23 protein-coding genes and 1 tRNA gene are annotated in these 21,727 nt (G+C 61.3%); 8 read left to right on the top strand and 16 right to left on the bottom strand.

The annotated features are described in order from the left end of the window. Nucleotides 1–2: 2 nt before the first annotated feature. The 5 genes from FS767_RS03760 to FS767_RS03780 are packed head-to-tail and all read right to left on the bottom strand — an operon-like array spanning nucleotide 3 to nucleotide 2,969. Nucleotides 3–779: a molecular chaperone gene (locus tag FS767_RS03760; RefSeq protein WP_144964241.1), complete on the bottom strand. Its 777-nt coding sequence runs from the start codon at nucleotides 777–779 to the stop codon at nucleotides 3–5. A 38-nt stretch (nucleotides 780–817) separates the two neighbouring features. After that, nucleotides 818–1,321, bottom strand: a complete 504-nt coding sequence (locus tag FS767_RS03765) for a spore coat U domain-containing protein (protein WP_144964242.1) — start codon at nucleotides 1,319–1,321, stop codon at nucleotides 818–820. A gap of 3 nt (nucleotides 1,322–1,324) precedes the next feature. Continuing rightward, nucleotides 1,325–1,858 carry a spore coat U domain-containing protein gene (locus FS767_RS03770; RefSeq protein WP_058603835.1) on the bottom strand — a complete coding sequence of 178 codons (534 nt, stop codon included), beginning with the start codon at nucleotides 1,856–1,858 and terminating at the stop codon, nucleotides 1,325–1,327. Nucleotides 1,859–1,876: 18 nt separating this feature from the next. Continuing rightward, nucleotides 1,877–2,413 carry a spore coat U domain-containing protein gene (locus tag FS767_RS03775; protein WP_144964243.1) on the bottom strand — a complete coding sequence of 179 codons (537 nt, stop codon included), beginning with the start codon at nucleotides 2,411–2,413 and terminating at the stop codon, nucleotides 1,877–1,879. A gap of 28 nt (nucleotides 2,414–2,441) precedes the next feature. After that, nucleotides 2,442–2,969: a spore coat U domain-containing protein gene (locus tag FS767_RS03780; protein WP_144964244.1), complete on the bottom strand. Its 528-nt coding sequence runs from the start codon at nucleotides 2,967–2,969 to the stop codon at nucleotides 2,442–2,444. 267 nt (nucleotides 2,970–3,236) lie between these two features. On the opposite strand from FS767_RS03780, the gene FS767_RS03785 reads away from it, so the two are divergent. The 3 genes from FS767_RS03785 to FS767_RS03795 are packed head-to-tail and all read left to right on the top strand — an operon-like array spanning nucleotide 3,237 to nucleotide 8,358. Next, nucleotides 3,237–5,483 (top strand): ATP-binding protein, encoded by a 2,247-nt coding sequence (locus tag FS767_RS03785; RefSeq protein ID WP_144964245.1) that lies wholly within the window; start codon nucleotides 3,237–3,239, stop codon nucleotides 5,481–5,483. Between the two features lie 15 nt (nucleotides 5,484–5,498). After that, the gene (locus FS767_RS03790; RefSeq protein WP_027914629.1) at nucleotides 5,499–5,957 is read left to right on the top strand and encodes a response regulator; all 459 of its coding nucleotides are present in this window, start codon (nucleotides 5,499–5,501) and stop codon (nucleotides 5,955–5,957) included. Nucleotides 5,958–5,970: 13 nt separating this feature from the next. Further along, entirely contained in the window at nucleotides 5,971–8,358 is a 2,388-nt protein-coding gene (locus FS767_RS03795; protein ID WP_144964246.1) for a hybrid sensor histidine kinase/response regulator, read from the top strand. Between the two features lie 156 nt (nucleotides 8,359–8,514). Here FS767_RS03795 and FS767_RS03800 read toward each other — a convergent pair. Beyond that, nucleotides 8,515–8,589, bottom strand: a tRNA-Gln gene (locus FS767_RS03800). Between the two features lie 256 nt (nucleotides 8,590–8,845). On the opposite strand from FS767_RS03800, the gene FS767_RS03805 reads away from it, so the two are divergent. Continuing rightward, a complete protein-coding gene (locus FS767_RS03805; RefSeq protein ID WP_144964247.1) occupies nucleotides 8,846–9,088 on the top strand; it encodes a DUF465 domain-containing protein in 243 nt (80 codons plus the stop codon). A gap of 120 nt (nucleotides 9,089–9,208) precedes the next feature. Next, nucleotides 9,209–10,297, top strand: a complete 1,089-nt coding sequence (gene zapE / locus FS767_RS03810) for a cell division protein ZapE (RefSeq protein WP_144964248.1) — start codon at nucleotides 9,209–9,211, stop codon at nucleotides 10,295–10,297. 20 nt (nucleotides 10,298–10,317) lie between these two features. Here zapE and FS767_RS03815 read toward each other — a convergent pair whose 3' ends face one another. Continuing rightward, the gene (locus tag FS767_RS03815; protein ID WP_144964249.1) at nucleotides 10,318–12,207 is read right to left on the bottom strand and encodes a propionyl-CoA synthetase; all 1,890 of its coding nucleotides are present in this window, start codon (nucleotides 12,205–12,207) and stop codon (nucleotides 10,318–10,320) included. A 180-nt stretch (nucleotides 12,208–12,387) separates the two neighbouring features. On the opposite strand from FS767_RS03815, the gene FS767_RS03820 reads away from it, so the two are divergent. Then, a complete protein-coding gene (locus FS767_RS03820) occupies nucleotides 12,388–13,254 on the top strand; it encodes a LysR family transcriptional regulator (protein WP_144964250.1) in 867 nt (288 codons plus the stop codon). Here FS767_RS03820 and FS767_RS03825 read toward each other — a convergent pair. From FS767_RS03825 to FS767_RS03845, 5 genes are all read right to left on the bottom strand, one after another. Beyond that, the gene (locus FS767_RS03825) at nucleotides 13,228–14,382 is read right to left on the bottom strand and encodes an HPP family protein (RefSeq protein WP_144964251.1); all 1,155 of its coding nucleotides are present in this window, start codon (nucleotides 14,380–14,382) and stop codon (nucleotides 13,228–13,230) included. The genes FS767_RS03820 and FS767_RS03825 overlap by 27 nt on opposite strands. Nucleotides 14,383–14,580: 198 nt before the next feature. Continuing rightward, nucleotides 14,581–15,900 carry a sensor histidine kinase gene (locus FS767_RS03830; protein WP_144964252.1) on the bottom strand — a complete coding sequence of 440 codons (1,320 nt, stop codon included), beginning with the start codon at nucleotides 15,898–15,900 and terminating at the stop codon, nucleotides 14,581–14,583. Next, nucleotides 15,897–16,565, bottom strand: coding sequence for a response regulator transcription factor (locus FS767_RS03835; RefSeq protein ID WP_058637381.1), 669 nt, complete (start codon nucleotides 16,563–16,565; stop codon nucleotides 15,897–15,899). The genes FS767_RS03830 and FS767_RS03835 overlap by 4 nt, the downstream gene beginning before the upstream one ends. Beyond that, a complete protein-coding gene (locus FS767_RS03840; RefSeq protein WP_027914620.1) occupies nucleotides 16,566–16,880 on the bottom strand; it encodes a PepSY domain-containing protein in 315 nt (104 codons plus the stop codon). It abuts the gene before it with no gap. After that, the gene (locus FS767_RS03845; RefSeq protein ID WP_058637382.1) at nucleotides 16,880–17,188 is read right to left on the bottom strand and encodes a PepSY domain-containing protein; all 309 of its coding nucleotides are present in this window, start codon (nucleotides 17,186–17,188) and stop codon (nucleotides 16,880–16,882) included. Before FS767_RS03845 ends, FS767_RS03840 begins: the two co-directional genes overlap by 1 nt. A gap of 176 nt (nucleotides 17,189–17,364) precedes the next feature. Here FS767_RS03845 and FS767_RS03850 point away from each other — a divergent pair, with 176 nt between their 5' ends. After that, the gene (locus FS767_RS03850) at nucleotides 17,365–18,444 is read left to right on the top strand and encodes a patatin-like phospholipase family protein (RefSeq protein ID WP_144964253.1); all 1,080 of its coding nucleotides are present in this window, start codon (nucleotides 17,365–17,367) and stop codon (nucleotides 18,442–18,444) included. A 52-nt stretch (nucleotides 18,445–18,496) separates the two neighbouring features. Continuing rightward, nucleotides 18,497–18,853 (top strand): 6-carboxytetrahydropterin synthase QueD, encoded by a 357-nt coding sequence (gene queD / locus FS767_RS03855; protein ID WP_033695042.1) that lies wholly within the window; start codon nucleotides 18,497–18,499, stop codon nucleotides 18,851–18,853. A gap of 114 nt (nucleotides 18,854–18,967) precedes the next feature. On the opposite strand, the gene FS767_RS03860 is transcribed toward queD, so the two are convergent. The 4 genes from FS767_RS03860 to FS767_RS03870 all read right to left on the bottom strand — a co-directional run bounded on the left by FS767_RS03860 (nucleotide 18,968) and on the right by FS767_RS03870 (nucleotide 21,498). Next, a complete protein-coding gene (locus FS767_RS03860; protein ID WP_178102708.1) occupies nucleotides 18,968–19,768 on the bottom strand; it encodes a hypothetical protein in 801 nt (266 codons plus the stop codon). After that, the gene (locus tag FS767_RS22800) at nucleotides 19,650–20,204 is read right to left on the bottom strand and encodes a hypothetical protein (protein WP_178102709.1); all 555 of its coding nucleotides are present in this window, start codon (nucleotides 20,202–20,204) and stop codon (nucleotides 19,650–19,652) included. The genes FS767_RS03860 and FS767_RS22800 overlap by 119 nt, the downstream gene beginning before the upstream one ends. 135 nt (nucleotides 20,205–20,339) lie before the next feature. Next, nucleotides 20,340–20,957, bottom strand: a complete 618-nt coding sequence (locus FS767_RS03865) for a hypothetical protein (protein WP_144964255.1) — start codon at nucleotides 20,955–20,957, stop codon at nucleotides 20,340–20,342. A gap of 73 nt (nucleotides 20,958–21,030) precedes the next feature. Further along, on the bottom strand, nucleotides 21,031–21,498 hold the full coding sequence (locus FS767_RS03870) for a DUF1289 domain-containing protein (protein WP_100852605.1): 468 nt from the start codon (nucleotides 21,496–21,498) through the stop codon (nucleotides 21,031–21,033). Nucleotides 21,499–21,727: the final 229 nt, after the last annotated feature.

A 21,727-nucleotide genomic window follows, 5' to 3' on the forward strand; every position in this document is an offset into this window, starting at 1 on the left:
ACTTATCGACCCTGGTTGATGACGGCCGCCTCACCCTGGCCGTTGATCCGACCTTTGAGTATTCCACCGGCCCCCACGGCCAGCGGGGCCGGCCAGCGCATGCTGGCCCCGGGCAGTACATAGCCCAGTAGCCCTTCTGCAACAGGTTTGGCCTGGTTGCCTTGCTGCACCACCACATCCGTCAGGCGTGCATGCACAGGGCCAGTGTTTCGCAACTCGATGTACGGCTTGCCCTGTACCATCACCGGCTGCCAGGTCAGCTGGGGCTTGCCTACACCTTGCTCGTTGCGCTCGCCGTTCGGGTCCGGGCGGCCCCACAGGCCTTCCCCGTAGACGAATAGCGGCACCGAGTAGCGCATCTGCAGGCGGATCGCGGCCGTGGTCCCGGCCTCTGCCTTGTCCACGGGCACTGCGGGGGGAATTTCGTCGATGATGATGCGGTAGGCCTGTTCCTGACCGGCGGGTGCCGCACCTGTGCGCGTCAGGCGAATGAGTTGCTTCTGACCGGGTGCGATAGTGGCCACCGGCGGGCTGCCGATGATTTCACGTTGTGCGCTGAACTGCTCCTCGAAGCGGCCCTGACGCCAGGCAAATACACGCACTTGAAGGCTTGCCGCCGCGGTCCCGCGATTTTCCAGCCACAGCGCCCCTGCCTTCTGTCCCGCTTCCAGCACAGGGTCAATGGGCCAGATCAGTACCGACGTGGCGGCTAACACCGGCTGGCCAGCCACGCTGCACATCAGCAACAAGGCTCGGATCCATTTGCTGCGTTCTCTCATATAGCCCTCCCTGGACGGTATGTTGGCGAATCGACCGGTCACCAGGTCAATGTCACTTGGACTACGTCGGTGTAGGTGCCGGCAGGCACCGTTCCGGGTAGTTGGAGCCTTCCGTAGACTGGCAGCCTTACCGCTGCAGGGTCGGCATAACTCACGTTCACGTTTTGCCCAATGCCTATGCCCTGCGCCAACGCAGCATCCTGGTACAACTGGTAGGGCACTACCTGCGTGCCTCCCGTACGCTTGAGGTTGCGCACGCCTGCGTTCGCGTTCTGGCCAGCATCCAGGCTCATGCTCAGCACTACCCCCGGCGTGCACTGCAGCGTCACGCTCGAACCGCCCAATGCCGTATTCAGCACGGCCGTGGACAAGGCTGACTGCGTGCCGTAGTTCAGGGTGCCGTACTGCGTGGCGCCCCCTATGACCAGGCAACCGGCGACAACTTGCGCATTTACCGCGAAGGTACTGGTGGTGGCCGCACCCAGGGGGCCAGCCAGCATCAGCATGCACCCGGCAACGCTCCCTGCACGCCAAACGCGCATGCCTCAGAACGACAGCTCGACGGCGACGGTGTCGGTATAGACCCCCGCGGGCAGACCTGCCTTGCCACGTGCCTGCCCATAGAGGTTGACGGTTTGCGCAACCCCGGTGCTGGTCGGCAACGTGATCGTGCCGTCGATGGCCAGCAACTGCGTGCGCCCCGCATCGGTATAGAAGTCATAGGGAACGAAATTGCCGGCGCCGTCTGCCAGAGCACGGGTGCCCCCGGTGGACTGACCATCGTGGGCGCCTGCGCGTACCCGAATGGCCGGCACCGTGCCCGCTGAACACAGCACACTCAGCGCCCCGCCGCTGCCGCCGAGCACCTGCGCGTTGGCCGTACCGAACAAGGCATCCTGGGTACCGAAGTTCAGGCTGCCGAAATTCAGGCCCGAGGTGCCTGAGCTGCCGTTGACCTGGCAAGCCGCAATCAGGGTCAGTGTCGAGTTGATGGTACCGGTGACGGTGGCTGCCGGCGCCTGGGACGCCAGCGCCATGCCCAGCCCGGCGAGGATGCAGCGTGAGAGGTGGGTTCGCATCGATATCTCCTTGATGGGTTACCAGTCCAGGGTCACTCTGAGGGTGTCGCGATACAGGCCAGCGGGTAGCGCACGGGGCTGTGCGACCAGCACGCCATATATGGGAATGGGCATCTGCCGGGTGCTGCTGATGACGAAGGGCCGAGCCTGCCCGACTGGATAGTGGCTGCGGCCGGCAGGATCGACGGCCAGTTGGTAAGGGATCAACTCGCGCCCATTGCTCAGGCGGCGTATCCCGTCGTCGCCGTTCATGCCCGCATTGATGCTCACCTTGAACGCACGCACTTCAGGCGTGCAGCTGATCTGCAAGCTGCCCTGGGTGCCGACGTCATCCACCCGACTGCGCACGGGCTCGTCCCAATTGGGGCCTCGGGCACCGAAATCCATCAATCCAGGGTTGGCCAGTGTCGCCGGTTGCGTTTCATCGCTGCTGATCTGGCAAGCAGCACTGATGATCAGTTGCGCCTGGATGAAACCGGTGCTGGTGCCGTGCGCCGCGCCGCCCGGTACGAGCAAGGGACTCAGGGTCAGCAGCAGCATCGAGGATCGGTTCATGGCCTCACGTCCTTGTGCATGGGTTGACCTACCAGGTGACCGTCACTTTGAGCATGTCGCCATACCGCCCTGCTTCAGGGACCCAGGCCAGCTTGTCCAGCCTCGCGTACAACGGCAGGTCGACCCAGCCGCTGCCAGGCACCCGTGATGATTGCGGCTCATCGACCATCAACGGCTGGCGTCCGGCCGCATCGCGGAATAACCGGTAGGGAATGGGCCTGGCGCTGGAGCCTGACATGGCCAGGAACCGCACCGCCCCGCTCCCACCATGCTGGCCAGCGTCCACGCGTACCTGATAGGGCGTGTCCGGGTTGCACTCCAGCCGCGGCACAGAAGGCCCCAACAGCGTTCCACTTCGAGGTGCTTGCGGGCCATCCAATCGTGACACTGCACCAAAGTCGATGCGCCCCAGCGCCTGTGCTCCCGCCTCCCGGGCAGGGTTGACGAGCATGCAGCCGCGCTCCACCAATACCCTCACTTCGACCAGAAAATCTGCCGCCAGGGCACCGCCAACTGGCAGCAGGCCCACAAGCGCGGCAAACAAGCGATTGTTCACGTTAGCGTCCCTGCCATTCAACACTCGTTTCAAGCCTAGCAGCGGGCTCACCTTCGAACCGGCCGACACGCCTGTTTTTTGGTATTAGCAAAAAAGCAGTAACGGCCATGGCAAGACCTGGACAGCGCGAATCAGCCTTCATGCAAGGTGGGTTTCAACGGCCAAAGCACGGCAGGCGAAGCGATATTCTGATAGGGTGTATCACCATCATCCTGCCCCAGACTCGTGCGGCTTGCAGGGTCCCAAATGACAGGAGCGTTTTCTTCGATGACCACCGACCGAACACTTGCACAGGCGATCGAACGCTGCGCTCAAGAGCCCATTCAAGTGCCGGGTAGCGTTCAGCCTCACGGTTTTGTTCTGGTGCTCGATCCGGAGCATCTGCAGGTCCTGCAGGCAAGTGACAACATCGTGCAGTGGCTGGGAGCGCCCGCCGAATCGGTGCTCGGTTGCAGCTTCGGCGAAATCGTCCAGGCCGGCTTCGACCTGCGCCAGCACTTGGCGAGGCTGCCGGAGGACGAGGTCTTTCCTTTTCATATCGGTGATGTGCGCTTGCACGACAGGGCATCTTGCCGGGAGGAGCTCCATCTGCTGGCGCACCGGCACGACCAGGTGCTGATCGTCGAGTTCGAGCCGCTCAGAGTGCCCGAGGACCTGACTGCTCAAGGTGACTACTACCCATTGGTGCGCACCTTTGTCAGCAGCCTGCACCTAGCGGGTAGCCTGGAGGAATTGCTGCAGCAGACGGTTGTACAGCTCAAGCGCGTGACCGGCTTCGGACGGGTCAAGGCCTATCGCTTCGATGCCGACGGCAATGGTGAGGTATTGGCCGAGGTTGCCGACGCAGGTTATCCAAGTTTCCTGGGCCTGTGCTTCCCTGCCTCGGACATACCGCGCCAGGCGCGTGAGCTCTATCGGGTCAACCGCATCCGCGTCATCGAAGATGCCAACTATCAGCCGTCACCCTTGGTACCGCCACTCAACCCGATCACTGGCAACCCCCTGGACATGAGCTTCACGAGCCTGCGTAGCGTATCGCCCGTACACCTGCAATACATGCGCAACATGGGCACGCTGGCATCGATGTCCTTGTCCATCGTGGTGGATGGCAAACTGTGGGGACTCATTTCGTGCCATCACGCACAACCGCGATCGGTGGCCTTGCGCACACGTACCGCTTGTGAACTGCTGGCCAGCGTCCTGTCCCTGCAGATCGAATCCCGTGAAGCCCATGCCAGCACTCAACAGTTACTGGAATTGCGGCGGTACATCGTGCGGATGATTTCTTCCATGGCCGACCACGACAGTGTCAGCGAAGGCCTGCGTACGTTGCCCGATGTGCTCCTGGCGTTTGCAGGTGCTCAAGGCGCTGCGATCATTTCTGCCGAGCATTGCGAGCTGGTCGGAATCACCCCGCCAGAGGCACAGGTCAATGCGCTGGTCCATTGGCTGGCGCGCCAAGGTGAAGATGTTTTCCAGACGGATAATGTACGCCGTGACGTCAGCGAGCTGCCCGAACTTGCCGAGCATGCCGGCGGCGTATTGGCAGTGGCCATCTCTAAAATCCACTCGCACTACCTGCTGTGGTTCCGCCCCGAGCAGGTGCGCAGCGTACAATGGGCCGGGCAGCCTACCAAGGAAGTGGCACCGCTGGGCAACCTCGCGCCTCGCCATAGTTTCGAAAGCTGGCAGGAGCAACTGCACGGTTACTGTGCACCCTGGGACCCGTTGGTCATCGAGGGCGTAATGGAGTTGCGCAATGCGGTCCTGGGTATCGTGCTGCGCAAGGCTGAAGAACTGGCGCAGATGGCCAACGAATTGCGCCGCTCCAACAAGGAGCTCGAGGCATTCTCGTACAGTGTTTCCCACGACCTGCGTGCGCCCCTGCGCCATATTGCGGGCTATACAGAGTTGCTCGGCGAAATGGAAGGCGCCGGTTTGAGTGAACGGGGCAAGAGGTTCTTGCAACACATCGGCGAAGCGGCGCATTTTGCCGGCAACCTGGTCGACAATTTGCTACATTTCTCGCACATGGGCCGCTCTGCCCTGCGCATGTCGGAAGTGGACCTCAACGCTCTGGTCGAAGCCATTCGCGCTGAACTGGCACCCGACTACGCCGGGCGTGAGATCATCTGGGACATCGCGCCGCTGCCCCGGGCCTATGGCGACCCGGCATTTATCAACCTGGCATTGAACAACCTGGTGGCAAATGCCATCAAATACACCCGTGGACGGACACCTGCCCGCATCGAGATCACAGCAGTGCAGCACCCAACCGAGACCGAGGTCTGTATCCGGGACAATGGCGTGGGCTTCGACATGGCGTATGCCAGCAAGCTGTTCGGCGTCTTCCAGCGCTTGCATCGCATGGAGGATTTCGAAGGCACGGGCATTGGCCTTGCCAGTGTTCGCCGCATTATTGAAAGGCACGATGGCCGTGTCTGGGCCGAAGGCCAGATCGACAAAGGCGCCAGTTTTCATTTCACTTTACCGCGCCCATCCGCGACACACTGAGGTACCGCACCTATCATGCTAAAACCCATCCTGCTGGTCGAGGACAACCCTCGGGACCTGGAGCTGACGCTCCTGGCCTTGGAGCGCAGCCAGTTGGCCAACGAAGTCATCGTGCTGCGCGACGGCGCAGATGCCCTGGATTACCTGTTGCGCCGCGAGGCCTACGCCGACCGCGACGACGGCAACCCTGCCGTGATCTTGCTCGACCTCAAGCTGCCGAAAGTCGATGGGCTGGAGGTACTGAAGGCGCTGCGTGCGTCCCCGGAGCTGCGCAGTATTCCGACCGTGATGCTGACCTCGTCCCGCGAAGAACCCGACCTGCTGCGCGCCTACGAACTGGGCGTCAACGCCTATGTGGTCAAACCCGTCGAGTTCAAGGAATTCGTTGCCGCCATTTCCGACCTGGGCATCTTCTGGGCGGTACTCAACGAGCCTCCACCCGGCTCGTTGCGCCTGAACCGTCGCGGCAACTGAGGCCTGCACCACGATGCAGTCTACCCCGCTGAACCTACTGATGGTCGAAGACAGCTCGATGGACGCCGAGCTCACCCTGATGCGCCTTGAGCGCAGCGGTCTGCGCATCCAGTCTCACCTTGTCTTCGATCACAACGGCGTCGAGCATGCCCTTCGCCAAGGGCGCTATGACCTGATCCTGTGTGATTGCGTACTGCCTGGTTCATCCGGCACCGAAGTGCTCTCGATCGCCCAGCGCCTGGCCCCTGATGTGCCCTTCATTTTCCTCTCCGGCATCTACGGAGAGGAACATGCGGTAGAGATGATCCGCCTGGGCGCCACCGATTACGTGCTCAAGAAAAACCTGCCGTTGTTGCCCAAGGCGGTGCGCCGTGCGCTCACCGAGGTGCAGGAGCGCCAGCGCAGACGCCGCGCCGAAGAGGCCTTGGCGGAGGTGGAGGCACGCGCGCGCATTGCTATCACCGCTGCGGGCATGGGGACCTGGGACTTGAGGCCCCAAGAGGGATTGCTGGCGTGGGATGAACGCTGCAAGGCATTGTTCGGCCTGCCACTGGACACCGAGATGAGCCTGGAGGTGTTCTACGCTGGCATCTATCCAGACGACGTAGAGATGGTTCGCAAAGCTGTCGACCAGGCCATGCTCCCGGAAAGTGGCGGCAACTATCGCGCGGAGTTTCGCATCGTGCCGCCCGATGGCCAGGAGCCCCGGTGGGTGCTGAGCAGTGGCCAGAGCCAGTTCGTCGACGGCAAGTGCGTACGTTTTTCCGGCGTTCTTCAGGATATTCACACCCAGCGCGTGGCCACCCAGGCATTGCGCCAACTCAACGAAATGCTCGGCGAGCGTGTCGAGCGACGTACCCGCGAGCGCGACCGTGCCTGGGAGCTCTCCCAGGACCTGCTGGCCGTGCTCAACCACGACCTGACTCCGGTGGCGCTAAACCCAGCCTGGGAAGCCAGTCTGGGCCTGTCGCGGGAACGCCTGAGTCAGTCTTCGCTGCTGCACCTGCTGCCGGAGGCGGATCAGGAACTGCTGCTGACCGAACTGGCGTCCCTGGCCCATGGGCGCACCAGCGCGCGGTTTGTCGGCCGGATTCTTCACGCAGGCGGCCAGCAGCGTTGGCTGTCGTGGGTTGTGGTACCCGAAGACACCCTGCTCTATGTGGTCGCGCGGGACATTACCAGTGAGCGTGAAACGGCAATGGGTTTGGCCGAGGCCAATGCCCGCTTGCGCGAACAAATCAGCGAGCGTGAGCGAATCGAGGCCGCCCTGCAACAGATGCAGCGTCTGGAGGCTGTGGGCCAGCTTACCGCGGGCGTGGCCCACGACTTCAACAATTTGCTGACCGTGATCCTGACTGGGGCGAGCTTTCTGGAGCGCGACCTGGTGAAAGCCGATGTCGAGAAGGCACGAACCAGGCTTACTCACATCAGGGAAGCGGGTGAACGAGGAGCCAAGCTGACCTCGCAATTGCTGGCATTTTCCAGGCGCCAACGGCTCGAACCCGTGCCGCTGAACCTGAACCGCACGCTTGATGGACTCGAAGAACTGCTACGCCGCACCCTGGGCGGCAATGTCTCTGTACGCCTGGATCTGGACAAATCACTCTGGCAGGCGCTTACGGACCCGACCCAGACCGAGATGATCATCCTGAACCTGGCGATCAACGCCCGCGACGCCATGCCGGAGGGCGGGCAACTGACTTTGTCCACGCGCAACACGCGCATCGATGACTTGCCACGCCGCCCGGAAGATCCAGACCCTGGCGAGTACGTCATGATGAGCATCCGCGACACGGGGTGCGGCATGAGCGAGGAGGTACTGGCCAAGGTCTTCGAACCGTTCTTCACCACCAAGGACATCGGCAAAGGCTCCGGCCTGGGCCTGGCGCAGGTCTTCGGGTTTGCCAAGCAGTCGGGCGGCGGGGTGCGCATTGATACCGCACCGGGTAGAGGCACCGAAGTGGCCGTCTATTTGCCTGCGGTGAAGGATCAGGTCGTGAGCGAACCGGAACCGCTGCCATTGACCCATACCATCACCGAGAGCGGCTACAACCGTAATGTGCTGCTGGTGGATGACGACCATCTGGTACGCGACATGCTAGGCGATGTCCTGCGTCAATATGGGTATCAGGTTCGCCAGGCACACAGCGGGGAGCAGGCACTGGCCCTGCTGGACGATGATATCGACTTGCTTCTCACCGACTTCGCCATGCCTGAGTTCAATGGCGCTCAGCTGGCCATGGCGGCGAGAGAGCGCTACCCCAACCTGCGCGTGGTGTTCCTGACGGGTTATGCGGAGCTCCAAGGGCTGGACTTGCCCGATAGCCTGGTCATTCAAAAGCCGGTACAAGCTGACGAACTTGCCAGGGCACTGAACGAGATGCTGGGTACAGCGAGCTGACGCATAGGTTGAGGATCCGCCATGGACGGCTTTTGAGAAGAGGCGTTTTGCAGGATGCGCCTCTCGATCAAAGGCAATCTGCCGGAAAATCGCGAATCTCAGAAACGACGAATTCAGCGCTGGCTGCCCATGCACTGAAAATAGAAATGTAGAAAATGGCAGGGGCGGCTGGATTCGAACCAACGCATGGCAGGATCAAAACCTGCTGCCTTACCGCTTGGCGACGCCCCTGTATCGGATGCAGCTGAAGCTGCTCTGACAACCCCAAGTAACTGACAACGCGTTGTTGTCTTGGAATGCGCGGCACTTTATCAACAATGTTGGAGCTTGGGAAGCCCTCTGTTAAAAAAATTACCAAAAAACAGCGAGTTAGTCGTCAGCAACAATGCGGCACTACCGTTCGTCGCATTCCTGCCCGTTCTCGTCAACGCAATCGCAAACCTTCATTCCAATGGTTATCGCCACCGTCATGCCCATGGAGGATGCCATGCCTGTTTCACACGATCTGTATCAAGACCTGCACTACCCTCGTGAAATCGTTCAACAACGTCGTCAGACCGATAAAACCCTGGACCGCTTGCTCGACGAATATGTCGACATCGACAACCAGGTGCTGGCGGCCGAATCCATCTCGGCAGGCAATTTCGAGGACGAAGACCTTCGTCGTCTCAAGGAGCGCCGGTTGACCGTGAAGTACATGATCGAGCGTCAACTGCAACCCAAGGCATAAGGTGCCCGGGTGCTGTGACCTATCGCAGCAAGTGATCACTGGCGGTCACTTTCTCGATTGGTCATACAGCCAAGGCTAGTGCAAGATTCTCGCTACCGTCTGTTACAAGGAAACGAGCCTTTGCCCGCCTGGATACCTGCCCCGCTGCGCCACCTTGGCAAGCGCTTTAGTCACTGTGCAGCAGCGCCCAGCAATGACTTGGCTGCCGCTTTCGATGACAAGGCCCGCCGATGCGGCTTTACGCTCAGCGAGAGTCAACGGCAGGCCATCACCTGCATGTCGCAGCAGGTTGAACAGCACAGAGCGGGGCACGCTACGGGCGTGTACCTGCACGGCCCGGTCGGTCGTGGTAAAAGCTGGTTACTCGATGGCTTCTTCCAGTGGGTGCCCAGCCCAGCCAAGCTGCGCTGGCACTTCCATGATTTCTTCGCCCGCTTGCATCAGGGCGTGCATCGTCACCAGGCAAGTGGTGACGCCATCGGCATCACGCTCGACGAATTGATCGGACAGAACGACATCCTGTGTTTCGATGAATTTCATGTGCATGACATTGGGGATGCCATGCTGTTGACGCGGTTATTCGAGGCCCTGTTCGCACGGGGCACATTGCTGGTGCTGACCAGCAACTACGCACCTGAAGGGCTGTTGCCTAATCCGCTTTACCACCAGCGATTCCAGCCTGTGATCGACCTGATCAACCACTGCATGGTCATCAAGGAAGTCGGCGGTGAAACGGACTTTCGTAGCCTGCCGGCTAACCGTGCACTGCAACGCTTCACGCAGGGCCGTTACATCTGGCCCGGTACCGATATGCAGCGCCAGTCCCTGCACATGCCGACGGCCCAAGGCGATACCCTCATGGTCAACAATCGTCCGCTACGCCTGCAGGGCGCTGAGGGCAACCAGATCAGGTTCACTTTCGAAGACCTGTGCGAGCAGCCCACAGCCGTGATCGATTACCTGGCACTGGCCCGGCAATACTCCCACTGGATCATCGAAGGCCTGGGCGACCTGGGGGCATGCTCGCTCGCTGCCCAGCAGCGTTTCGTCAACGTGGTCGACGTGCTCTACGACCAGGATCGACAACTGACTCTCATTGGCTCGCGCCCGCTGGCAGAAAGTCTTGAGGGATCGCTTGCAGACCTGATGCGCACGCGTAGTCGCCTGGGCCAGCTACAGCAAGTGGGCCCCGCAGGCGCCGAAAGCTGAGCGGGGCCGGACTAGCCGTCTTAGCTCGCCCTCGCAAGCCCTGAGAGCACCGCTTCGATTTCTTGGAGGACTGCCGGATCGTCCACTGTAGAGGGAGGCGTGTACGCTTGGCCGTCGGCGATCTTGCGCAGTACCGCGCGCAGAATCTTGCCTGATCGGGTCTTGGGCAGACGCTTGACCAGCCGGACCTGATTGAAGCAGGCCAATGCGCCAATCTCTTCCCGTACGCTGGCCACAAGATCGACGAGCAACTGCGATTCCACAATGCCGGCACCGTCCTTGAGCACCACCAACGCGAGTGGCACCTGCCCTTTTATGTCATCGTGAACGCCGATCACTGCGCACTCGGCGACAGCAGGATGACGCGCGACCAGATCCTCCATCTCGCCCGTGGAAAGACGATGTCCGGAAACATTGATCACATCATCTGTGCGACCCATGATGTAGACGAACCCGTCCTCATCCAGATAACCGCCGTCACCTGTGTGGTAGTAGCCGGGGTACGTACTTAAGTAAGCCTGGACATAGCGCGGGTGATCACCCCACAACGTCTGGCTGCAGCCTGGCGGCAACGGCAGTGCGATGACGATTGCGCCCTGGTGATTGGGCCCGACCAGATGGCCGTCGTCATCGAGCACCTGCACATGGTACCCGGGCACCGCGCGATTGCTCGACCCTGCTCTTGCTGCGCTACCCTCGAGGCCCACGCAGGGCGCAGTCACCGGCCAGCCGGTCTCGGTCTGCCACCAATGATCATGCACCGGCTTGCCGCTTACCCGCTCCAGCCATTGATGGGTACTGGAATCGAGTTTTTCGCCTGCCAGGAACAACTGGCGCAACGAACTCAGGTCATGCTTGCGTAGCAGTTCGGCGTCAGGGTCCTCCTTGCGGATGGCACGCATGGCAGTGGGCGCACAGAACAGCGCATTGACCTTGTACTGCTCCACCACCCGCCAGTAGGCAGAAGCATCCGGCGTGCGGATGGGCTTGCCTTCGTAAAATACACTCGTGCAGCCGCACATCAGCGGCCCATACACGATCAAGGAGTGCCCCACCACCCAGCCCACGTCGGAGATGCCCCACCAGACATCGCCTGGCTGCATGCCGTAGACGGTGCGCATGGCATAGTTCAGCGCGACGGCATTGCCGCCATTCTCGCGAACGATGCCTTTGGGTTTGCCGGTGGTACCTGAGGTGTACATGATGTACAGCGGGTCTGCCGCACCCAGTTCAACAGGTGCCACTGGCTGCGCATCGACTACGGCCTGAGCCCAATCCAGGTCTCGCCCTGCCTGCAATGGCGCTTGCGCCTGGGGCCGCTGCCAGACCAATACGTTGCGCGGGCGGTGGCGGGCCAGCGCCAGGGCGCGATCAACCAATGGCTTGTACTCGATGACCCGCTCGAACTCCAGCCCACAGGAAGCGGTCAGCAGCAACACCGGGCGCGCGTCATCGATGCGCAACGCCAGCTCATTGGCCGCAAACCCGCCGAATACCACCGAGTGAACAGCACCAATGCGCGCGCAGGCCAACATGGCCATGGCGGCCTGGGGCACCATCGGCATGTAGATGATGACGCCATCGCCCTTTTGTACTCCAAGCTGGCGCAGCAAGCCGGCCAACCGCGCGACCTCTTCGCGAAGCTGAAGGTAGGAGAATGTCTGCTGTGTGCCGGTCACCGGGGAATCGTAAATCAGCGCCAGCTGATCTCCCCGACCCTGCTCGATCTGATGATCCAGAGCCAGGTAGCAACTGTTCAAGCTTGCGTCAGGGAACCACTGGTGAGTGCCATCGGCATTGTTCTCGAGGACTACGGTGGGTTCGCGGTACCAAGCCACCGAGCGCGCCTGCTCTGCCCAGAAGGCGGCGGGGTCGGCAATGGATTGGGCGTAACTGTGCTGATAGCTCATGGTGAGTTGACCCGATGTTGTTGTTCTTGAAGGGCGAACGCTGAGTATGGATGCCCTGCACCCAGACGCCAGGCGCGATATGGCCTAACCGACCTGCATTTTTGCAACGTGGGCAAAAGTCGTTCAATGCGGCGACGAACTCACTAGAATAGCGACCAGTTTTTTACGGTGAGCACCTCAATGGACATCGATCAGGCCCGCACTTTTCTGGAAGTGGTGCGCAGCGGCAGCCTAGTGGCGGCTGCAGAGCGCCTGTACGTATCGCAGACAGCGGTCACCGCCAGGTTGCAGCGGCTTGAGCAGCAACTGGGCTGCACCCTGTTCACAAGAAGCCGAAGTGGCGCCCGCCTGACCAGCCACGGTGAGGCCTTCGTCGGGTATGCCAATCAGCTGGTGCAGACCTGGGAGGCGGCACGACGCGACTTGCCCTTGCCGCCTGGCTACCAGCAGGTACTGCACCTTGGGGGCGAGGTGAGCCTTGGTAACCCGATGATGCTTGACTGGGTCACGGCGCTGTATCAGGAACTGCCTGGCCAGAGCATCCACAGCGAAGTGAGCGACGGCGAGTCATTGCTGCGCAAGGTGGAGATGGGCCTGCTCGACGCCGCTCTGGTGTACCAGCCGATCTACGGGCCGGGCTTGCAGGTCGAGCAGCTGATGGAAGAAAAGCTGGTGCGAATCCGGCGGGTCGAACGGCCGGAGCCGTACATCTATATCGACTGGGGCGAGGCCTTCCGCCGGCAACATGACGCCGCCCTGCCCAACTGCGCCCGTGCCGCGCTGCGTTTCAACCTGGGGCCGCTTGCCTTGCAGTTCATCCTCGACAAGGGTGGTAGCGGCTATTTTCGCACGCGGGTGGTGCAGGCTTATCTGGACAGTGGCGTCTTCGAGCGCGTACCGCATGCGCCGGAATTCACCTACCCCACCTTTCTGGTCTACGCCCGCGAGCGTGACAGCGAAGCGTTGCAACAGGCCCTTGGCATCCTGCGCCGGCTTATCGCAGCCGAGGCCAGCGACTGGTCACAACGCTGGGACCCGACGCTCTGAGGCATTGGCGCTGCTTAGCAACTGGCGCTTGAGCCCGGCGATCAGGTCAGTCTGGGTGACCACCCCTACCAGCACGTCACCGTCGAGCACCGGCAGGCAGTGCAGCCCCTGCTCGCACAGCAGCGGCAACAGGCGCTCCAACGGGTGCTGGCTGCTGACACTCACGACCCGGCGGCTCATCACCTGTGCCATGCGCACGGGCTTGCGCCCGAACAGGCCCCGCCAGCTCAAACGCGCCTGCTGCATGGCCGGGCCTACCAGGTCGCTCAGGCTGACGATCCCCACCAAGGCGCCGTCCTGCAGCACCGGCAGGGTCTTGACATGGTGGCTGTCGAGCAGCTTCCAGGCTTGCTGCAAGGTGGTCTCGGGGCTGACGAACTGCACGTCCTTCGACATCACCGACGCCGCCGTTATGCCACCGAGACTGCGCTGCAGCGCGTGCTGCTCGGTGGCCAGAATGATGCGCTCCAGCTCGTCGCGGGTAACGTCGACGAACTCGCCCAACTCTTCCAGCGCCTGATCTAGGTCCTCACTGCGGATGCCGACGCGCTCACTTGGCAGCGGGTCGTGAGTGTGGTGCAAATCCTTGCGCGGTGCAGCCCCTTTGGGGTAGCGCACACCGGTCAAGCGGTTATAGACAATGGCCACCGCAACAAGAATCAGCGCGTTGAGCAGCACCGGCTCAAGCAGATGGTCACCCAAGGCGGTCAGCCCTGGGTCGGCCAGAACCGCACTGACCGCCACTCCCCCACCGGGTGGGTGCAGGCAGCGCAGCAAGCACATCACCAGGATGGACAGACACAGGGCAGCGGCGGCGACCCAAAGCCCTGGACCAAAACCGTCTCGCATTGCCAAGCCAACGATCGCGGCCAGGGTATAGCTGCCAAGCACGGGCCAGGGCTGTGCAAGGGGACCTGAATGAACGGCGAACACCAGCACCGCGGAGGCCGCCAACGGCCCGAGCAGGTGCAAGGCGATATCCGGGCCATACGCCAGGCTCGTCAGCCAGCCTGCGAGAAACAGGCCGGCCAATGCGCCGATACCGGCACGCAGCCATTGGGTGGGAGGGATGTTCAGGGATGGCGGTAATAACCACTGCAAAAGACGTTCGGTACGCGAGGCAGGCATGTCGTTTCGGGTTCTGTAGGTCTGGACGGAAGAGGAAACGTAGGCCTTGGCCCGTCGGCCAGTGAAGGCTACATGCAGCGATTCTGCCGAGCGACGTCCATTTGGGCTAATTCAAAAAAATGTGGCAGTAGTGCATTTTTTTTGCAGTACAGCCGTTTGCCAGCGGCAACGGGGCCGACCTGTGGGACGCCGCGCTGGTCACAGGCTCCGGCGCGGCAACTGGATATCCACACGCAATCCACCCATAGGACTCTCAAGCAGTTGCAGTTTCCCGCCCCAAGCCTGGACGATGTCACGCACGATCCCCAACCCCAGACCGTGCCCATCGACTTCCTCGTCAAGGCGAGAACCCCGTTCAAGCACTTGCACACGCTGCTGGTAAGGGATACCAGGGCCGTCGTCGTCGACCCACAGCTGATAGTGTTCCTCGGTGGCTGCGATGCCCAGGTGCACCTCGCTGTCCGCCCATTTGCAGGCGTTGTCCAGCAGGTTACCCAGCAGTTCCAGCATGTCTTCGCGATCCCAGGGCAGCAGCAGGCCAGGTGGCACGGAATGGCTCAGCAGCAGGCCCTCGCCATGGATCATGCCCAAGGTGCTCAGCAACCCCGGCAACTCGTCATCACAGGCAAATTGCGCACCCGGCAACGCATCGCCGGCCAGGCGTGCGCGGTTGAGCTCACGGGCCAGGCGCTGCTCGATCTGCTGCAACTGCTCGCGCATCTGTGCGCGAACCTCAGGCAAGCCCTGCAGGCGTTCGCTGGACGCCAGGCTAAGCAGCACCGCCAGCGGCGTTTTCAGGGCATGGCCCAGGTTACCCAGTGCATTGCGCGAACGTCGCAGGCTGTCTTCGGTATGGCTGAGCAAATGGTTGATCTGCCCAACCAGCGGCACCAGCTCACTGGGCACTTGGGCGTCGAGCTGGGAACGTTGCCCCTGCTGCAACTGGGCGATTTGCTGGCGCGCCCGCTCCAGCGGGCGTAGCGAGCGGGTGACGGTCATGCGCTGAAGGACCAGCACCAAGGCCAGCGCGACCAGGCCCATGCCCAGCCCAATTTGCTGAAGACGCCGGAAGCCTTGTCGCACAGGTGAGTAATCTTGGGCGACACTGATGGATATGTCCTGCCCCAGGCGCCGGTAATCGGCACGCAGCGTCAGCAACTCCTGCCCCTCTGGCCCAAGCTCGTGCCGGTCCGACAGACCAGGGGCCGACGGTTTGGGCAGGTTCATGTCCCACAGGGAGCGTGAACGCCACGTGCCCTGGGCAAAGTCGATGCGAAAGTAATAGCCGGAAAACGGTCGCTGATAGGCAGCCGAGATGCGTTGCTCGTCGAGCTGCATGCCCGCAGGCCCGCGCACCAGCGCCACCAACAGGTTCTCGCTTTCATTGCGCAGGCCGTTTTCCAGGTAACGTTGCAACCCGGCTTCGAACAGCCACAGCGTCAGTTGCGCCAGTACCACCCCTACTACCACCAACACGGCCACCAGGCCCAGGCTGAGCCGCGCCTGGATCGACTTCACGCAGCGCTCCCGGCATACAGGTAGCCCTGGCCGCGTCGTGTCTCGATCACCGTACGGCCTAGTTTACGGCGCAAATGGTTGACGTGAACCTCAAGCACGTTGGAGTCGCGCTCGGTCTCGCCGTCGTAGAGGTGCTCAGCCAGATGGCTTTTGGACAGGATCTGCTGGGGGTGCAGCATGAAGTAGCGCAGCAGGCGAAATTCTGCGGCCGTAAGCTGGATATCGACGCCCTCGCGGCTTACGCATTGACGACGTTCGTCCAGATGCAAGCCGGCAGCTTCGAGCTTTGGCTGGTTGGCAAGGCCACGCGCTCGGCGCAGCAGCGCCTGGATGCGTAACTGCAATTCTTCGGGGTGAAAGGGTTTGCTGAGGTAATCGTCGGCGCCGGCCTTCAGGCCTTCGATACGCTCGGCCCAGGAGCCACGCGCTGTCAGAATCAGCACAGGTGTCAGCAGCCCGCCTGCACGCCACTGAGCCAGGACTTCGAGGCCAGGCAACCCTGGCAGACCAAGGTCCAGGATGATCAGGTCATAAGGCTCGCACTGGCCCTGATAGACCGCATCTCGGCCATCGGCCAGCCAATCGACGGCGTACCCCTGACGCTGCAGCGCAGTGGTAAGTTCGTCGGCCAGCGGGACATTATCCTCGACAAGCAACAGGCGCATTCAGTCATCTTCCTCGTCTTTGAGCAGGGCACCGGTGGCAGCATCGAGCTTGATTTCCCGTACTACGCCGTCCACCGTTAGCAACTCGACCTCGTACTCATAGCGGTCGTCGTCTTCTTCAAGCTCTGCCTCCAGCAAACGCGCCCCTGGGTGACGGGCCATGGCCGTTTCCAGCAAGTGTTCGAGCGGTAGAATCACACCCTTCTGGCGCAAAGCCAGTGCCTCATCCTGGTCCAGGTCACGGGCAGCGGCCAGCGAGCACGCTGCCAGCAGGGCGAGGGCCAGGTAGCGCGCCGCCCGTGGTGGTGGGTTCATCAGTTGTCTCGCTCATCCTTCAGCAGTTCACCGGTCTTGGCATCGAAAGCCACGTCCCACTCCACATTCTGGGTATCGCGCAGTTCGACCTTGTACACGTAGCGGCCGTATTCGTCTTCAAGTTCCGAGTCCGTGACGGTGGAACCCGGGTGCTTGGCAATGGCGGCCGCCTTGAGTTCGTCCAGGGACTTGATGGTCTTGGTGTTGACCAGTTTGACCACTTCATCAGGCTGCACATCCTTGGCGAATGCAGCATTGGCACCCAGCGACAGGGCAGCGGCGGTGAACAGTGCAGTCAAGGTTTTCATCGTTCGTTTCTCCATAATGCTGTACACGTTGTCTACGCAATCAACATTAACCAGCAGTCCTTAACTCAACCTGAAAACAGCTGGCCGCATGATAGCGTAGCCGGCAGGTCAACAGGGCACGTCTCGAACGGCTGCATCACTCTATAATGCGGCGCCCGTCGCCGCAGAGGTCCGCCATGAGCGCTATACACGTCAAGTACCCCGCCCTTACCCTGAAGGCTGGCCAACGCGCCTTGAGCCAAATTAGAGAGCGCGGGCTGCAGGCGGCTGACGTCGGCGTGCTCCCGGGCGCAGCAGGTGGGCCAAAACCGCTGGGCATTCAGGGCCTGGACCTGGCGCTGTTCGGCCAGTTCCTGCCATCGGCCCCTCGCCAGCGCGCACTGATTGGCGCATCGATTGGCGCCTGGCGCTTCGCAAGCGCCTGCCTTGACGACCCGGTTGCCGGGTTGCGGCGGCTGGGAATGCTCTACACCGAGCAGGATTTTGCAAAAGGCGTTACCCCAGCCCAGATAACACGCAGTTGCCAGCGCATGCTCGACGAGCTGTTGCAGGGTCGCGACGGCCAGGTGCTGGCGAGCCCGGCGTACCGGTTGAATATCCTGGTCGTCAAAAGTCATGGCCAGCTCGCTCACGATCATCGCGGCCGACTGGGTATGGGCCTTGGCTCGGTGATCGCCAGTAACCTGTTGGGCAGATCCCGCCTGGCCCGCCATTTCGAGCGGATCATTCTGCACGACAGCCGCAGCCTGCCACCGCTTGATGCCCTGACGGATTTCCCGACGCGCTGCCTGCCGCTGGACCTGGCAAACCTGCGCCATGCCCTGCTTGCCTCGGGATCGATCCCCATGGTCATGGAGGGGGTACGGGACATCCCAGGGGCCGGGACCGGCATGTACCGCGATGGCGGGCTGCTGGACTATCACCTCGATCTGCCCTACGGCGGCGATGACCTGGTGGTTTACCCGCACTTCACCGACAAGGTCGTCCCTGGCTGGTTCGACAAGGCCCTGCCATGGCGCAAGGGCGATGCCAGGCGCCTGCAGAACGTACTGCTGCTAGCACCCTCGCCGGCCTACCTGGCAACCCTGCCTCACGGGAAGCTGCCCGATCGAAACGACTTCAAACGCTTCATGGGCGACGCACCGGCGCGCAAGCGCTACTGGTACAAGGCCATCGATGAAAGCCAACGCCTGGGCGACGAGTTTCTGGAATTGGTCGCCACCGGGCGGCTGCATGAACGACTGCAAGCCTTGTGAGAGGCATGCTGGTAAACTGCGCGCATTACTGATTCAGACAGAGTTTGACTGCGTGGAAATCTTCAAGGAATTTACGTTCGAATCCGCCCACCGCCTTCCCCATGTGCCCGAAGGCCATAAATGCGGGCGTCTGCATGGGCACTCGTTCAAGGTCGGCCTCCATCTGACGGGTCCGCTCGACCCGCATACCGGCTGGATTCGCGACTTCGCCGAGATCAAGGCCGTGTTCAAGCCCATCTACGAGCAGCTTGATCACAACTACCTGAACGACATTCCTGGCCTGGAAAACCCCACCAGCGAAGTCATCGCCAAATGGATCTGGGATCAGGTCAAACCGTTGCTGCCAGAGCTGTCCAAGGTGCGTATCCACGAGACTTGCACCAGTGGCTGCGAATATAGCGGCGACTAGGCCCAAAGGCAGGTTTTTCAAGCGCTGACGCCTACGTCCACGGCGCCTTGCCCAGCCTGGTTTCGCCGCGCAGTTGCACCGCGGCGAATCTGAGCATGGCAACGCATTACCCGATCAGCACCGGGCAGCCGTCTCAAGCACATGGATCATTAGCGAACCCTGATGGCCCTGGCTGCCAGCGATTAACCGACGACGGTGTTGGGGCAAATGCAACGTCACAGGTCCGCTATTCACGTGCTGCAACTGCACATTGTGGACAGGTGTCCCTTCTTCCAGGATGGTGGGATCAAGCCCCTCGAGCTTCCAGAGAAAGTCTGGGAGAGCTCGCCTGCTGGTCCAGCGCTTGGCCAGGCTTGTTGTCCAACCGCGTTGTTCTCTAAGGGTAAAGTCAAGTCGCCTGCCGTGACTGTCGAGCGGCCACAGCTCGTAGACATGGCTTTCTCCATCACCGTAGGCGGCAAACCAGAAGCGGTCGCATGCCATGCGCCATTCGCCGATGTGCCAGCGATCCTTGAAGAAATCGGTAGTCTCAACGGTTAACCCGGCCCTGGGAGACCATTCGCTGCCTTCGTCGAACCTTGCCGTGACCAAGCCTTGTTCCGTTGATTCACCTTCAGGCCGCCACCAGGCACGTCCAATGAAACTGTATTGAGGCTGGAATGTGTACCGGGCACCAGCACTTTCCTGCCCTGCTCCCCACGCCCACTCGCGGGCCTGATGCGCATAGTCGAGTATCTCCAGCGCTATCCGGCCAGGTTGGCCGCTGACCGTATTGATCAGCGATGCGCCGCCTTTTTCATAGCGCCTTACGCCATGCCCTTGAGCATTTTTCAAAATCAGGTTGCACAGTCGTGCACCGCGCTTGATGCCGGCATAATATTGCTTCCACGGACCATAGATGGGTGGGATTGGCAAGCCGAGGCTGCCCGGCGCTCGGCTCATTCGCGCCCTTGACCGCCGCATAGCCCGACAATGAGGATGGGTTGTTGTAGAGGATTCGGTTCAACGGTCGCCAGTCTCTGTCATAAGGTCGGATCTCATAGCACAGCGTGGCCTCTTCCTCCCCTGAAGCGGCAACGTAAGCCCCGAACCAGAACAGCTCGCCGTACTGATGACCGTCCTTGGTATAGTCCTCTGGCGACAGACGCAGTGGTCCTTGCCCCTCGGGCTCGGCTCGCCAGTAGTTGTACCAATGATCGTTGTGGATGCCCGCGCCATCGACGTGAAGCCACATGGGTGCGAGCTTGTCCTGGCAGTCCCACCATTGATCCGGATGAATCAGCTCTTCGGTCAACTGCCACCAGCAGCGGGCAAGAAACGAGAGTTCAGGGTGATAAATGTAGTCGGTCATGATGGCTCACTCTTGAGACGGAATGTAAGCCAAACGCTAAGCAACGCCGGCCGCGCGTTGCAGAACGAAGCGTTCTACATCAAGCCAGCCGAATCGATCGACATGTGTAGACCTAACTCGCCCTGACCGTAGGGGTTATTCCAACGGCCTGCGATGAGGAGGTACAGGGCGGCCGACCACCTCGAGACTGAGTGCACCCCGTCGCCCCTGGTGGGTGGCGAGGTAAGGGCGACCAAACTGCTTGTATCGCCTGACTGCTGCCCCGGCAGGGTCAAACAACAGTAGATTGCTTTTACGCTGCCCAACCTCCAGATGCCGGGGATCAAGGCCATCAATGCTCCACAGCGGCGCGCTCTCCGTTCCTGCCGCCTGGGGACTACCGGACATACCTATAAAGCCGAAGTCTTTGGTCATGACATATTCGAGCCTGGGCCACAGATCAACGGTGGACTCGAAATAGGCCGGCCTGATCTCGTAACTGAACAGATCGTGAATCTCGTAGACCCCAAACCACAGGACAGGGCACAAGATGCCGACGTTCCTGAAAGGCGGGCTGGGTGACGGTTCCAATGCGCCTTCAGGTTCTGTCCGCATCCAGCCATCATCACCGTCACCACTTTCGAAACGTACCCACAGCGGCGCCAGATGCTCCAGGGCCGTGTCCCACGCTCCATCTGCAATGCGGGCACCGTCTACCTGCCACCAGCAACGTGCGTGAAAGCACAGATCGGGCTTGAAGGTATAGCTGTCCATCGAGATGCTCCACTCAATCGTCGGACGCACAACACTAGTGGCCAGCCAAGCAGCGAAATAGAGGGAAAGGTGGCTACTCCAAAGCGCTATTGAGAAACGAGGGCGCGATGTAGCGCTGGTAATGCGCCTCTGACAACAGAAAGAACTCACGATCAATCGCATCGCGCAGTTGTGGCAGTTCCCAGTCGCGGAACTCGGGCAGCAAGGCCATGCCGTAGGCCTCCAGGTCCCGAATCATGCGCGCGCCCCTGGCGATGAGCTGGTAGGCCCAGCAGTACTCGGACTGCTGCTCGACATACCGTATGGCACGTTGTTCCAGTTGCTGGCGCAACAAGCCTTTGTCGAACACCTCGAGTTTGGCCATCATCACCTGAACCAGCAGTTGCTCCAGGCGTAACCAGACCGCGCGCTTTTGCGCATCGTCATAGCCATTCCAGTGGATGACCTCATGGTGGAAGCGCTTGCACCCTCGGCATACCGTGTCTCCGTAAACCGTGGAACACAGGCCGACGCAGGGCGTTTTGATGGACTTGTTGGACATGAAATACAACGGCTTGAAGGAGGAGTACGCGGCCATGTTAGCCCTTTGTCTAACCAGGGTCACCCGTTAAAGTCATCATCGCCGCCTTACCTTCCAGCGTTTTTTACCGTAGAATCATCCGGCCTTTTCGAAGGCAACAATGTCCGTTGGAAGCTGTTTTCAAAGCGTCACGAGCACAGTTGATCCGGCAGAACGACGTTGGTTCGGGCCTGCATCCCCGCAGGCCCGA

It is taken from the genome of Pseudomonas sp. DE0010, assembly GCF_007680745.1.
GTDB lineage: Bacteria > Pseudomonadota > Gammaproteobacteria > Pseudomonadales > Pseudomonadaceae > Aquipseudomonas > Aquipseudomonas parafulva_B.

Coding starts and splice junctions, on each gene's coding strand:
- FS767_RS03760 (WP_144964241.1), bottom strand. CDS start 779: ATGAGAGAACGCAGCAAATGGATCCGAGCCTTGTTGCTGATGTGCAGC.
- FS767_RS03765 (WP_144964242.1), bottom strand. CDS start 1,321: ATGCGCGTTTGGCGTGCAGGGAGCGTTGCCGGGTGCATGCTGATGCTG.
- FS767_RS03770 (WP_058603835.1), bottom strand. CDS start 1,858: ATGCGAACCCACCTCTCACGCTGCATCCTCGCCGGGCTGGGCATGGCG.
- FS767_RS03775 (WP_144964243.1), bottom strand. CDS start 2,413: ATGAACCGATCCTCGATGCTGCTGCTGACCCTGAGTCCCTTGCTCGTA.
- FS767_RS03785 (WP_144964245.1), top strand. CDS start 3,237: ATGACCACCGACCGAACACTTGCACAGGCGATCGAACGCTGCGCTCAA.
- FS767_RS03790 (WP_027914629.1), top strand. CDS start 5,499: ATGCTAAAACCCATCCTGCTGGTCGAGGACAACCCTCGGGACCTGGAG.
- FS767_RS03795 (WP_144964246.1), top strand. CDS start 5,971: ATGCAGTCTACCCCGCTGAACCTACTGATGGTCGAAGACAGCTCGATG.
- FS767_RS03805 (WP_144964247.1), top strand. CDS start 8,846: ATGCCTGTTTCACACGATCTGTATCAAGACCTGCACTACCCTCGTGAA.
- FS767_RS03815 (WP_144964249.1), bottom strand. CDS start 12,207: ATGAGCTATCAGCACAGTTACGCCCAATCCATTGCCGACCCCGCCGCC.
- FS767_RS03820 (WP_144964250.1), top strand. CDS start 12,388: ATGGACATCGATCAGGCCCGCACTTTTCTGGAAGTGGTGCGCAGCGGC.
- FS767_RS03825 (WP_144964251.1), bottom strand. CDS start 14,382: ATGCCTGCCTCGCGTACCGAACGTCTTTTGCAGTGGTTATTACCGCCA.
- FS767_RS03835 (WP_058637381.1), bottom strand. CDS start 16,565: ATGCGCCTGTTGCTTGTCGAGGATAATGTCCCGCTGGCCGACGAACTT.
- FS767_RS03840 (WP_027914620.1), bottom strand. CDS start 16,880: ATGAACCCACCACCACGGGCGGCGCGCTACCTGGCCCTCGCCCTGCTG.
- FS767_RS03845 (WP_058637382.1), bottom strand. CDS start 17,188: ATGAAAACCTTGACTGCACTGTTCACCGCCGCTGCCCTGTCGCTGGGT.
- FS767_RS03850 (WP_144964253.1), top strand. CDS start 17,365: ATGAGCGCTATACACGTCAAGTACCCCGCCCTTACCCTGAAGGCTGGC.
- FS767_RS22800 (WP_178102709.1), bottom strand. CDS start 20,204: ATGACCGACTACATTTATCACCCTGAACTCTCGTTTCTTGCCCGCTGC.
- FS767_RS03865 (WP_144964255.1), bottom strand. CDS start 20,957: ATGGACAGCTATACCTTCAAGCCCGATCTGTGCTTTCACGCACGTTGC.
- FS767_RS03870 (WP_100852605.1), bottom strand. CDS start 21,498: ATGTCCAACAAGTCCATCAAAACGCCCTGCGTCGGCCTGTGTTCCACG.